The organism is Chimaeribacter arupi (genome assembly GCF_002858805.1).
Taxonomy (GTDB): domain Bacteria; phylum Pseudomonadota; class Gammaproteobacteria; order Enterobacterales; family Enterobacteriaceae; genus Chimaeribacter; species Chimaeribacter arupi.
Map to the genome: position 1 here is coordinate 90,456 of NZ_PJZI01000001.1, position 12,997 is coordinate 103,452.

The 12,997-nt window shown below is 60.5% G+C and carries 8 protein-coding genes; 1 reads left to right on the forward strand and 7 read right to left on the reverse strand.

The features are described 5' to 3' along the window. Nucleotides 1-2: 2 nt before the first annotated feature. The 6 genes from glgP to asd all read right to left on the reverse strand — a co-directional run bounded on the left by glgP (nt 3) and on the right by asd (nt 11,074). Entirely contained in the window at nt 3-2,450 is a 2,448-nt protein-coding gene (gene glgP / locus CYR52_RS00435) for a glycogen phosphorylase (RefSeq protein WP_072927528.1), read from the reverse strand. A 126-nt stretch (nt 2,451-2,576) separates the two neighbouring features. Next, nucleotides 2,577-4,013 carry a glycogen synthase GlgA gene (glgA, locus tag CYR52_RS00440; protein WP_072927530.1) on the reverse strand — a complete coding sequence of 479 codons (1,437 nt, stop codon included), beginning with the start codon at nt 4,011-4,013 and terminating at the stop codon, nt 2,577-2,579. 138 nt (nt 4,014-4,151) lie between these two features. Then, entirely contained in the window at nt 4,152-5,447 is a 1,296-nt protein-coding gene (gene glgC / locus CYR52_RS00445) for a glucose-1-phosphate adenylyltransferase (protein ID WP_072927532.1), read from the reverse strand. A gap of 20 nt (nt 5,448-5,467) precedes the next feature. Continuing rightward, nucleotides 5,468-7,453 (reverse strand): glycogen debranching protein GlgX, encoded by a 1,986-nt coding sequence (gene glgX / locus CYR52_RS00450; RefSeq protein WP_072927533.1) that lies wholly within the window; start codon nt 7,451-7,453, stop codon nt 5,468-5,470. After that, nucleotides 7,450-9,639 (reverse strand): 1,4-alpha-glucan branching enzyme, encoded by a 2,190-nt coding sequence (gene glgB / locus CYR52_RS00455; protein WP_072927535.1) that lies wholly within the window; start codon nt 9,637-9,639, stop codon nt 7,450-7,452. The genes glgX and glgB overlap by 4 nt, the downstream gene beginning before the upstream one ends. Before the next feature lie 331 nt (nt 9,640-9,970). Further along, nucleotides 9,971-11,074 (reverse strand): aspartate-semialdehyde dehydrogenase, encoded by a 1,104-nt coding sequence (asd, locus tag CYR52_RS00460; protein WP_072927536.1) that lies wholly within the window; start codon nt 11,072-11,074, stop codon nt 9,971-9,973. A 265-nt stretch (nt 11,075-11,339) separates the two neighbouring features. On the opposite strand from asd, the gene CYR52_RS00465 reads away from it, so the two are divergent. After that, a complete protein-coding gene (locus tag CYR52_RS00465; RefSeq protein ID WP_072927538.1) occupies nt 11,340-11,933 on the forward strand; it encodes a YhgN family NAAT transporter in 594 nt (197 codons plus the stop codon). A 51-nt stretch (nt 11,934-11,984) separates the two neighbouring features. Here CYR52_RS00465 and CYR52_RS00470 read toward each other — a convergent pair whose 3' ends face one another. Beyond that, nucleotides 11,985-12,992 (reverse strand): fimbrial protein, encoded by a 1,008-nt coding sequence (locus tag CYR52_RS00470; RefSeq protein ID WP_101827758.1) that lies wholly within the window; start codon nt 12,990-12,992, stop codon nt 11,985-11,987. Nucleotides 12,993-12,997 lie beyond the last annotated feature (5 nt).

Sequence of the window (12,997 nt, forward strand, 5' to 3'; positions counted from 1 at the left end):
GATCAGAGCTTCACCGGTTTGATGTGCCAGATCTCGTCGGCGTACTCCTGGATGGTACGGTCGGCAGAGAAATAGCCCATATTGGCGATGTTCAGCAGCGCGCGGCGGGTCCACTCTTCCGGTTGCTGGTAGAGTTCGTCCACTTTGTCCTGGGTATCCACATAGCTGCGGTAGTCGGCCAGCAGTTGGTAGTAATCCCCCAGGTTGACCAGCGAGTCAAACAGGTTGCTGTAACGCTTAGGTTCGCCGGGGCTGAAAACGCCGGTGGCAATCTGCGTCAGCACCTGGTGCAGTTCGTGGTCCTGCTCGTAATACTGGTGCGGGTTGTAACCGTTGCGGCGCAATGCCTCCACCTCTTCAGTGGTGTTACCAAAGATAAAGATGTTCTCCTCACCCACATGCTCCAGCATCTCCACGTTTGCGCCATCCAGCGTGCCGATGGTCAGCGCACCGTTCAGGGCAAATTTCATGTTACTGGTGCCGGAGGCCTCAGTACCGGCCAGTGAGATCTGTTCGGAAAGATCGGCCGCCGGGATGATCAACTGTGCCAGGCTGACGCTGTAATTCGGAATAAACACCACTTTCAGCTTGGCATGGGCGCGCGGATCGTTGTTGATCACCTGTGCCACATCGTTGATCAACCGGATAATCTGCTTGGCCGCATAGTAGGCCGAGGCCGCTTTACCGGCAAAAATCACCGTGCGCGGCACCCAGTCACGCTCCGGCTCCGCCAGAATGCGGTTATAGCGGGTGATGACGTGCAACACGTTGAGCAACTGGCGTTTGTACTCGTGGATACGTTTGATCTGCACATCAAACATCGATGCCGCATTCACCACGGTGTTCAGCTGGCGGGCGATGTAGACTGCCAGCCGCCGTTTGTTCTCCAGCTTGGCTTTTTGCAGCGCCTGCAGGAAACTCGGGTAATCCACATTCTGTTTCAGCTCGCTGAGCTGGCTGAGGTCGGTACGCCAGGTCTGGCCGATGCTGTCATCCAGCACGGAGGCCAGCGGCGGGTTGGCGAGCGCCAGCCAGCGCCGCGGCGTCACGCCGTTGGTTTTGTTGCAGAAGCGGTCTGGGTAGAGGCGGGAGAAGTCGGCAAACAGTGACTGCACCATCAATTCTGAATGCAGCTCAGACACGCCGTTAACTTTGTGGCTGGCGATCACCGCCAGCCAGGCCATGCGCACCCGGCGGCCGTGGTTTTCGTCGATGATCGAGACACGTGCCTGAAGATCCGCATCGTTCGGTGCCTCTTCCGCGACAAACTTCAGGAAGTGCTCGTTGATCTCGAAGATCAGTTGCAGGTGGCGCGGCAGGATCTTGCCGAGCATGTCCACCGGCCAGGTTTCGAGCGCCTCACTCATCAGCGTGTGGTTGGTGTAGGAGAAGACGCGGCTGGTGACGTCCCAGGCTTTTTGCCAGCTGAATTTATGGTCATCAATCAGCAGGCGCATCAGTTCAGGGATTGCCAGCACCGGGTGGGTGTCGTTCAGGTGGATGGCGATCTTATCGGCGAGATTTTCAAAGGTCTGGTGCATCATCCAGTGGCGGTTAAGGATGTCCTGCACGGTGGCAGAGACCAGGAAGTACTCCTGCCGCAGCCGCAGTTCGCGCCCGGAATAGGTGGAGTCATCCGGGTAGAGCACCCGCGACACGTTCTCGGAATGGTTTTTGTCTTCCACCGCCGCGAAGTAGTCGCCCTGGTTAAATTTACCGAGGTTGATTTCGTTACTCGCCTGCGCGCCCCACAGCCGCAGGGTGTTGGCGGCATCGGTGTCAAAACCGGGGATCACCTGGTCATAGGCGCAGGCCAGGATCTCTTCCGTCTCCAGCCAGCGGGTTTTCGCGCCCTCCTGCTGGATGCGGCCGCCGAAGCGCACTTTATAACGGGTATTGTGGCGCGGGAACTCCCACGGGTTGCCATATTCCAGCCAGTTATCCGGGGACTCTTTCTGTTCGCCGTTCACAATCTTCTGCGCGAACATGCCGTATTCATAGCGGATGCCGTAGCCGCGCCCCGGCAGGCCGAGGGTCGCCAGTGAGTCGAGGAAGCAGGCCGCCAGCCGCCCAAGGCCGCCGTTACCGAGGCCGGGATCGTTCTCTTCTTCAATCAGTTCGTTCAGGTCCAGCCCCATCTCATTCAGCGCCTGGCGCAGATCGTCGAAGATACCCATCGAGAGCAGCGCATTGGAGAGGGTCCGGCCCAGCAGGAATTCCATAGAGAGGTAATACACCTGGCGCACATCCTGCGATAACTGCGCGCGGTTGGAGCGCAGCCAGCGCTCGACCATACGGTCACGGACTGCATACAGGGAGGCGTTGAGCCAGTCATGTTTGGTGGCGACTGACGGATCTTTTCCCACCATAAACATCAGCTTGTACGCAATAGAGTGTTTCAGTGCCTCAACGCTGACGGTCGGCGACGTGTAGTTAAAAGGTGAAGTCATAGCGTTTTCCCATCCAGATGAATACTGCAACCGCTCAATGACATTAGCCACGCCGCCCGGATGTGCGGCGTGGCCCAGACGTGCCTTGATCTTTACAGGGCGTGCCGACAGGGCGGCACGCCGGAATTACTTCAGTAAACGCTTGTACAGCAGGTTGTAGGCGTGTGCGGCCACTTGCCAGGTGAAGTCCAGGCTCATGGCGTGTTGCTGCACGTGCCGCCAGTGTTTTTGCCGTGTCCAGAGCACCATGGCGCGGCGTACTGCCTGGCTCAGCGACTCAACCGTGCTGTCTTCAAACACAAAGCCGCTGGCGGTGCCGTCGGCCAGGTTTTCCAGCGAGCAGTCCACCACGGTGTCGGCCAGCCCGCCGGTGCGGCGCACCAACGGCAGCGTGCCATATTTCAGGCCGTAAAGTTGGGTCAGCCCGCACGGTTCAAAGCGGCTCGGCACCAGAATCACGTCTGCCCCGCCGATAATGCGGTGGGAGAAGGCTTCATGGTAGCCAATCTGTACCCCGACCTGGCCGGGGTAATCGGCGGCGGCGGCCAGAAATGCCTGTTGCAGCACGGCGTCCCCGGCCCCGAGGATCACCATCTGCCCGCCCTGCTCCAGGATGCCCGGCAGCGCGCCCAGCACCAGATCCAGCCCTTTCTGGCTGGTCAGGCGGCTTACCACCGAGAACACCGGCTTGGTGTCATCGACATCCAGCCCCATCACCCGTTGCAGATAGGCTTTGTTGATCGCTTTCGCCTTAAGGTTATCGGCACTGTAGCGCGCCGACAGCAGGATGTCGGTTTGCGGGTCCCAGATCGCCTCATCCACGCCGTTCAGGATGCCGCTCAGCCGCCCTTCGCTTTCGCGTTCCTGCAATAAGCCTTCCATGCCGTAGCCAAAGGCCGGCAGGGTTATCTCATGGGCATAGGTCGGGCTGACGGCCGTAATGTGGTCAGCAAAGAACAGCCCGGCTTTGAGGAAGGAGATCTGGCCGTAAAACTCCAGCCCGTACACCTGGAAGAAGGATTCCGGGATCTGCAGTTCATGCAGGTGCACGGCAGAGAACAGCCCCTGGTAGGCCAGGTTATGCACCGTAAACACGGTTTTCACCGGGTGGCCGCGCGCGGCGATATAGGCGCACGCCATGCCCGCATGCCAGTCATGGGCGTGGACAATGTCCGGCGTCCAGAAGTTGTCCAGCCCCAGCGCCATTTCACTGGCGATCCAGCCCAGCAGCGCAAAGCGCCGGTGGTTGTCCGGGTAGGCATACAGTGACTGGTCATGGTACGGGCTGCCGGCACGGTCAAACAGCGCCGGCGCATCAATCACATACACCCCCACGCCGCGGAAGTGGCCGAAGCGCACCCCCACCGGCCCGGCAAAAGTATCAATATTACGCACCAGTTCGGTGTCCGGGATACCCTGCATAATGTCAGGGAAGCCGGGTATTAACACGCGGACGTCGGTGCCCTCCGCTATCTGAGCGGCGGGCAGCGCTCCGGTTACATCTGCCAACCCGCCGGTTTTCAGCAGGGGGAAAAGCTCAGAACACACATGTAAAACCTGCATCGTCGCTCCTGATTGTCGGCTCCGGCGCCTCTGCGACCGGACATCAACGTAAGACATTCTGGGGGGCGAAAAAACCCGCGGCGGCTCCTGATGCCGCGGGTCTGGCTTCACCCAAGCTGTTGCGCTTCCCGGCAGTAATTACTGCGCGCGTTCGCCTTCCAACCTGGCCAGCATCGCCCGGGTTACTAACACAATTCCTTCATCAGACCGGTAAAAACGGCGGCTGTCCTCGTCCGCGTTTTCCCCGATCACCATGCCCTCAGGAATATGGCAGGCACGGTCAATGATGCAGCGCCGTAAACGGCAGGAGCGGCCGATATTGACGTCCGGCAGCAGCACTGATGAATCGATGGTACAAAACGAATTGACCCGCACCCGTGGGAACAGCACCGAATGCACCACCACCGAGCCGGAGACAATACAGCCGCCGGACACCAGCGAGTTCATGGTCATCCCGTGGCTGCCGGAACGGTCCTGGACAAATTTCGCCGGCGGCAGCGGTTCCATGTGGGTGCGTATCGGCCAGCGGCGGTCATACATGTCCAGCTCCGGCGTGACCGAAGCGAGATCAAGGTTGGCGCGCCAGTAGGCATGCAACGTGCCGACATCACGCCAGTAGGGCTTGGCATTCGGGCTGGACGTCACGCAGGAGAGCGTAAACGGGTGCGCCCAGGCTTTGCCCTGCTGGGTAATTTTCGGGATCAGGTCTTTACCGAAGTCCCGTTCTGATTCCGGCAACTGGCGATCTTCCTCCAGCAGCCGGAACAGGAAATCGGCATTAAAAATGTAGATGCCCATGCTCGCCAGCGCCAGGTCAGGATTACCCGGCATGGCCGGCGGATTGGCTGGTTTTTCAACAAAGTCGCGCACGCGCCCTTCGTCATCCACATGGATCACGCCGAAATCACGGGCTTCCGCGATCGGCACCGGCATACAGGCCACGGTGCATTCCGCGTCTTTCTGCACGTGGTCGATCAACATGCGCGAGTAATCCATTTTGTAGATATGGTCACCCGCCAGGATCACGATGTACTTGGCCTGGTAGCGGCGGATGATGTCCAGGTTCTGGTAGACCGCGTCCGCCGTGCCTTTGTACCAGTTGTCTTCCTCGTTGCGCTGCTGGGCAGGCAGCAGGTCAACGAATTCGTTCATCTCCTCGTTAAGGAACGACCAGCCGCGCTGGATATGCTGCACCAGGGTATGCGACTGGTACTGGGTGATAATGCCGATGCGCCGGATGCCGGAGTTCAGGCAGTTCGACAGGGCAAAATCGATAATGCGGAATTTGCCGCCAAAATGGACAGCGGGTTTTGCACGGGTAGAGGTTAAATCTTTCAGCCGCGAGCCACGGCCCCCGGCCAGGATCAGCGCCACCGAATCGGCGGGCAGTTGCCTGGCCAGCATCAAGGCATCTTCGTTATCGAACTTAACCATGGCTGACTCCTTTTCTTTTTTTATTCCCGCGCAAACACGCAGAGGGCACGCGCGGGTGCATGCCAGAGCCCATGCTCCGGACGGTTTTCATCCTGATTGAACGGGTCAACCGCCACCCACGCGCCCGGCGGCAAAGCCATGCCGTCGTCACGTTCTGAGGCGTTGAGAACCAGCAACCATTTGTCCGACAGCAGGATTTGCAGCTGTTGCTGCGGCCCCCGCTCCCAGCGTTGCACGGTCATCGGCTGCCCTTCCCCGTTAAACCACTGCACATCGTTGCTGCCGTCCTGCCACCAGCCCTCGTGCTGCAAAGCAGGGATCTGGCGGCGCAGGCGTAACAACGCAGCGGTAAAGGCGGTCAGGGAGGCGTCTGCGTCGGCCCAGTTAAGCCAGGTCAGTTCATTGTCCTGGCAGTAGGCATTGTTGTTGCCCTGCTGGCTCTGTCCCTGTTCGTCACCGGCCAGCAGCATCGGCGTGCCATGCGCCAATAGCAGGGTGGTCAACAGGGCGCGCTGCGAACGGCGGCGGCGGGTTTTCACCGCCTCGTCCGCATCCAGCCCCTCATGGCCGTGGTTGTTACTGTGGTTCTCACTGGTCCCGTCACGGTTGTGCTCACCGTTTGACTGGTTGTGTTTGTGGTTAAAACTCACGGTGTCCTGCAGGGTGAAACCGTCATGGGCCGTGAGCATATTGATGGCGGCGATCGGCTGCCGCCCGTCGTGGCCGAAAAAGTCCTGGGACCCGGCAAAGCGGGTGGCGAACTGCCCCAGCGGAAGGTGCCCGTGCAACCAGAAGCGGCGGACATCATCCCGGAAGCGGTCATTCCATTCGGCAAAAGGTGCAGGGAACCGGCCAAGCTGGTAACCGCCGAGGCCGATGTCCCACGGCTCTGCGATGAGCTTGCACCGGGAGATGACCGGGTCAGCCAGCATCGCCTTAAACAACGGCGCGTCTTTGGAGAACGCCGGGGTGCGGCCCAGCACCGGCGCGAGGTCAAAGCGGAAGCCGTCAACGTGGCACTCCTCCAGCCAGTAGCGCATACAGCCGATGGCCCACGCCACGGTCTCCTCATCCATTAACCGGATGGCATTGCCGCAGCCGGTCATGTTGTCGTAGTCGCCGTTGTCGTGCAGCCAGTAGTAACTTTTGTTGTCCAGCCCGCGCAGGGAGAGCGTCGGGCCGGTGAGGTCAATCTCCGCGGTATGGTTAAAAACGATATCGAGGATCACCTCAATGCCGTGCTTATGCAGCGTTTTGACGGCGTCCCGGAACTCATTGATCGCCGCTTCCGGCCCCGGCCGGCTGGCGTAGGACGGCTCCAGCGCATAGAGCGCCAGCGGGTTATACCCCCAATAGTTGCTCAGCCCTTCGCGCTGCAAACGCGGCTCATCAGCGAAATGCTGGATCGGCAGCAGCTCCAGCGCAGTGATGCCGAGATCGGTAAGGTGTTTGATCATCACCGGGTGTGCCAGCGCCGCATAGGTGCCGCGGATCGCCTCGGGGATCGCCGGGTGGCGTTTGGTCAGCCCGCGCACGTGGGCTTCATAGATAACCGTCTGCCCCCACGGCGTGCGCAACGGGGCGTCCCCTTCCCAGTCATACGCGGGGGCGACCACCACGCTTTTCGGCGCGACGGCGGCGCTGTCCTGCTCATCCGGCTGATCCCACCCGCCGTGCAGGCGCGGGTCGTCCATGACATCGCCCTCAACCGCACGGGCGCACGGGTCGAGCAGCAATTTATTGGGGTTGAAGCGGTGGCCGTTGTGCGGCTCAAACGGGCCGGAGGCACGGAAACCGTAACGCAGGCCGGGTTTGCCGTCCGGCAGGAAACCGTGCCACCAATTGCCGGTGCGCCCCGGCAGCGGCAGCCGCTGCTCATGGCCCTCGTCATCAAACACACAGAGTTCAATGCCGGTGGCGTGGGCTGAAAACACGCTGAAATTGATGCCGTGTTCATCAGCCTGCGCACCGGCGGGGCCGGGACTGCCGGGTTCCAACGCCGTCATTCCACCTCCCGGAGCAGGTAAAGCGTCGCCAGCGGCGGGATGGTGAGCACCAGGGAGTGCGGGCGCTGGTGGCTGCCAATCTCCTGGCTCTCAATCAGGCCCTGATTGCCGACATTGCTGCCGCGATAGAATTCCGAGTCGGTGTTGAGGATTTCGCGGTACGTGCCCGGCGTGTCGATGCCGATGCGGTATTCATAGCGCGGCACCGGCGTGAAGTTGCTGACCGCGATCAGCTCATTCCCGGCGCGGTCGCGGCGCACAAAGGCAAATACCGAGTTGTCGCTGTCATCCACCACCAGCCAGTCAAATCCCTGCGGCTGGTAGTCCAGCTCGTACAGGGCCGGTTGCTGCTGGTAGGTATGGTTGAGGTCACGCACCAGGCTCTGCACGCCGCTGTGCCAGCCGTCATAGCCCTCTTCCAGCAGGTGCCAGTCGAGGCTGTTGTTGAAGTCCCATTCGCGGCCCTGGGCGAATTCGCAGCCCATAAACAGCAATTTCTTGCCGGGGTGCGCCCACATAAAGCCGTAGTAAGCGCGCACGTTGGCGAATTTCTGCCAGGTGTCGCCCGGCATCCGGTCGAGCAGCGAGCCTTTGCCGTGCACCACTTCGTCATGCGAGATCGGCAGCACGAAGTTTTCGGTGTAGGCGTAGAGCATCCCGAAGGTCAGCTGGTTGTGGTGGTGCTTGCGGTAGACCGGGTCGAGTTTGAAATAGTTAAGGGTGTCGTGCATCCAGCCGAGGTTCCACTTGTAGTGGAAGCCCAGCCCACCGGCATCCGGCGGGTTGGTCACGCCGGGGTAGTCGGTGGATTCCTCCGCCAGCGTCACCGCGCCCGGCAACGATTTGCCCAGCGTCTGGTTGGTGTAGCGCAGGAAAGCGATCGCCTCGAGGTTTTCGCGGCCGCCATAGTAGTTCGGCACCCACTGGCCTTCGGCGCGGCTGTAGTCGCGGTAGATCATTGAGGCCACCGCATCCACCCGCAGCGCGTCGATGCCGTAGCGCTCGACCCAGTAGAAAGCGTTACCGGCCAGGAAGTTACGCACCTCATGGCGGCCATAGTTGTAGATAAGCGTGTTCCAGTCCTGGTGGAAGCCTTCGCGCGGGTCGGCGTATTCATACAGCGCGGTGCCGTCAAACTGCGCCAGGCCATGATCGTCGGACGGGAAATGGCCCGGCACCCAGTCGAGGATCACATTAATCCCGGCCTCGTGCGCTTTGTCGATGAACGCGCGGAACTCCTCCGGCGAGCCGTAACGCCGGGTCGGCGCATACATGCCGAGCGGCTGGTAGCCCCAGCTGCCGTCAAACGGGTGTTCATTGATCGGCATCAGCTCGATGTGGGTAAAGCCCATCTCTTTCACATACGGGATCAGCTGGTCAGCCAGCTCACCGTAGCTCAGCCAGAAGTTGTTGTCGGTATGGCGTCGCCAGGAGCCGAGATGCACTTCATAGATCGAGATGGGCCGGTCGAAATCATTGGCGCGCTGGCGCTCCGCCGTGCGAGGCACCGGCGGCGGCAGGGTGCTGACCTGGGACGCGGTTTCCGGGCGCATCTGCGCCTCGAACGCATAGGGGTCCGCTTTCAGGCGGGTATGGCCGCGGCAGTCGATGATTTCATATTTATAGAGCTGGCCCGGCTTGACGCCCGGCAGGAACAGTTCCCAGATACCGTTCTCTTTACGCAGGCGCATCGGGTGGCGGCGGCCGTCCCAGAAGTTGAACTCCCCGACAACCGACACCCGCACCGCGTTCGGTGCCCAGACGGCAAAACTCACGCCTTCGACGCCGTCAAGCGTCGTGGGGTGCGCGCCCATACGCTCATAGGGGCGCAGGTGCGTGCCTTCAGACAGCAGCCAGATATCAAGGTCCTGCAACAGCGGGCCGAAGCGGTACGGGTCTTCGATCATCACCGTGTCGTTTTCCCACTTCACCTGTAACTGGTAGTGGAAAGGGTTTTTGCGCCGCGGCAACAGCCCGACAAAAAAACCCCGCTCATCCCGACAGTGCAGGTTGGCCACTTTCCGGTTGCTTTGAGCGTCAACCACCCAGACTTCGCGCGCATCGGGCAACAACGCCCGCACTTCCAGCCCGGCAGCCACGCTGTGCATACCGAGCAGGGAAAAAGGGTCAGTGTAATGACCGGTAATAAGTTGGTTGATCACATGTTGATCGGGAAGAACTGACATGGCATTTCATCCTGTGATTAATGGCAACAATAAAATCAATGAATTCATTAAAGTACCAAACGATCGTCCTGACCCATCATTTCTCCCTTTTATCGTTAAAAGCGTGAGCCACGGCAATCATTTACATCTTTTTTAAGATTATCCCGCAGGTTAAGGAGCCATCCGGCTCATCCTGCTAAGCATAGTCAAAACATGTGAAGAAACGCGCCAAAGAATAAGGATTTTTACCGCCCGCGCCCGATGGAGAGAAAAGAGGGAAAAAAGGCAGGAGGGCGCGGGCCGGAAAGGGCAAAAAAAGAGGCACCCGCAGGTGCCTCGTCAGCTGTTCCTATCAGAGCAGGATGCGCAACATACGGCGCAGCGGTTCGGCCGCGCCCCACAGCAGCTGGTCGCCCACGGTAAACGCGGAGAGGTACTCCGGCCCCATGTTCAGCTTGCGCAAACGCCCGACCGGGGTGTTCAGCGTGCCGGTGACCGCCGCCGGGGTCAGCTCGCGCACCGTCAGGTCGCGGTCATTCGGGATCACCCGCACCCAGTCGTTGTGGGTGGCCAGCAGGTTTTCAATCTCCGGGATGGAGACATCTTTCTTCATCTTGATGGTGAAGGCCTGGCTGTGGCAGCGCAGCGCGCCGATGCGCACGCAGAGGCCATCTACCGGGATAACCGACTGGGTATTCAGGATTTTGTTGGTTTCAGCCTGCCCTTTCCACTCTTCTTTGCTCTGGCCGTTGTCGAGCGCCTTGTCGATCCACGGGATCAGGCTGCCGGCCAGCGGTGCGCCGAACTGGTCGGTCGGCAGGGTGCCGCTGCGGGTCAGCGCGGTGACTTTGCGCTCGATGTCGAGGATCGCCGAGGCCGGGTTTTGCAGCTCTTTCGCCACGTCGTTGTGCAGCATACCCATCTGGGTCAGCAGTTCGCGCATATGGCGCGCGCCGCCGCCGGAGGCCGCCTGGTACGTCGCCACAGAGACCCACTCCACCAGATCCTGCGCGAACAGGCCGCCGAGGGACATCAGCATCAGGCTCACGGTGCAGTTGCCGCCGACGAAGGTTTTGATGCCGCGATCCACACCCTGGCGGATCACGTCATGGTTGACCGGGTCGAGGATGATGATGGCGTCATCTTTCATGCGCAGCGAGGACGCCGCATCAATCCAGTAACCCTGCCAGCCGCTGGCGCGCAGTTTCGGATAAATTTCGTTGGTGTAGTCCCCGCCCTGGCAGGTGATGATGATGTCCAGCGCACGCAGCGCCTCCAGATCGGACGCATCCTGCAGCGTGCCCTGCTGGCCGCCGAAGGCCGGAGCCGCCTGGCCATGCTGGGATGTGGAGAAGAAGACCGGGCGGATGGCATCAAAATCGCGCTCTTCGACCATGCGTTGCATGAGAACAGAGCCGACCATGCCGCGCCAGCCAACGAAACCTACATTTTTCATAATTACTTGCCCTGTGGTGTAAGGGGTGAAGAGAGGGGGAAAGGCGCCGGAAACGCCGTATGCCCTCCACCTTACAAAATGTATAAGAAGTCGCAAGTGAATTTATTCGATGTCATCGTGCGGGTTAGCAGAGTTGCTAATATACTCCGCGCTGGTGACGGGCAAGCGCGCCGGTTGTGCCCTCAATGGCAGCATGAACCGTCACTGCACCCAATAATAAAAGCATATTCTGCCGGTCAGGCCGGTGACTTACTCTGAGGTGATAATGACTGAAATGATCGCGGCAACGGTGTTGCTGTTTTTAATCATGGACCCGCTCGGCAACCTGCCGATTTTTATGTCAGTGCTCAAGCACCTGGAGCCGAAACGCCGCCGGGTGATTGTGATCCGTGAGATGCTGATCGCGCTGCTGCTGATGCTGGTCTTTTTGTTCGCCGGTGAAAAAATTCTGGCGTTCCTGAACCTGCGCACCGAAACGGTTTCGATCTCCGGCGGGATTATCCTGTTTCTGATCGCGATTAAGATGATTTTCCCGTCGCACGAGTCCAACAGCACCGGCCTGTCGGCAGGCGAGGAGCCGTTCCTGGTGCCGCTGGCCATCCCGCTGGTGGCCGGGCCGTCGATTCTGGCGGCGCTGATGCTGCTGTCGCACCAGTACCCGAATCAGATCTCGCATCTGGTGCTGGCGCTGCTGATCGCCTGGGGGATTTCAGTGGCGATCCTGATGCTTTCCGACCTCTTCCTGCGCCTGCTGGGTGACAAGGGCGTCAGCGCGCTGGAGCGGCTGATGGGGCTGATCCTGGTGATGCTCTCCACCCAGATGTTCCTCGACGGCATCCGCGCCTACCTGAAAATTTAGCCCGTCTTGACGCAGGCGGGCGAACGCCGCCTGCGTCCCTCAGCCATCCCGTCAGCGATAGGTCATCTCAAAGGTGGCGGTGGCATCCGCCTCACCGCTCCCTAATGCGCCGTCCAGCCGGATATAGCGCGCCTGGAACGGCAACGACAGCAGCCCGGCCGGTGCGGATTGCTTCATCGCGTACTGCCTGCCGAAGTGCAGCGGGGTGCTGTTGCCCGCCTGAAGAATCTGTACCCCGACTCCTTGGGCGCTGCCCGCTGCCCCGGCGTTATCCAGTTGCAGCGTGTCCGGCTGCCCGCTGACGACCGTGCCGGTATAGGTGATATTGACGTTGGTGCCTGCGTCACAGAGCACGTCCACATTGAAATTTACCGGCGCAGAGGTTTTCCCCGGCTGGTCCAACAGCGCGGCGGAGGTCTCACCCAGCGGCACCTGGATATTGCCGGTCTGGATCTCACAGGCGTTGGCGATCACATGGATGGCCGGCGAACTGTATTGCAGGCGGGTCGCCAGCAGGTCGTCATACCACAGCCCGGCGGTGAAATGGCTGAGATCCAGCGTGCCGTCCTCTACCGGGCCGGTCACCACCAGCTGGATCCGGTAGTTGGCCGACGGCACATAACCGGGCATGCCCTCATTGTTATTGCTGCCAATATGTTTGGGTAACAGCACGTTGCGGTCAGTGACCAGATAGCGGGGATCATTGCCGCTCCAGCCGCGCACGCCGATACCGGGAATATTAGTTTTATACACATGGCGGACGCCCGGTGCCACGTCAGCCTCGGTGATGAGGTCATACCCGACCCAGGTGCTGAAGCGTGACGAACAGGTAATGTCCGTGCGCCCGTTGGCGGCGTCCCAGGTGCCGATCACCGTGTTCACCGGCGCGCCTTGCTGCACGGTGATCTCCGCAGGCAGCGTCATCATGGCGGTGGAGGTGGCCGCACCATTAACAAAATAGCAGACCCCGGCGACGACAGGTTGGGCGGTCAGCAGGCCGGTGAGTGCCAGCCCTGAACAGATCAGCGTGCGGCGGAAAAGCGTGTTTAGCGTCAACATCAGTT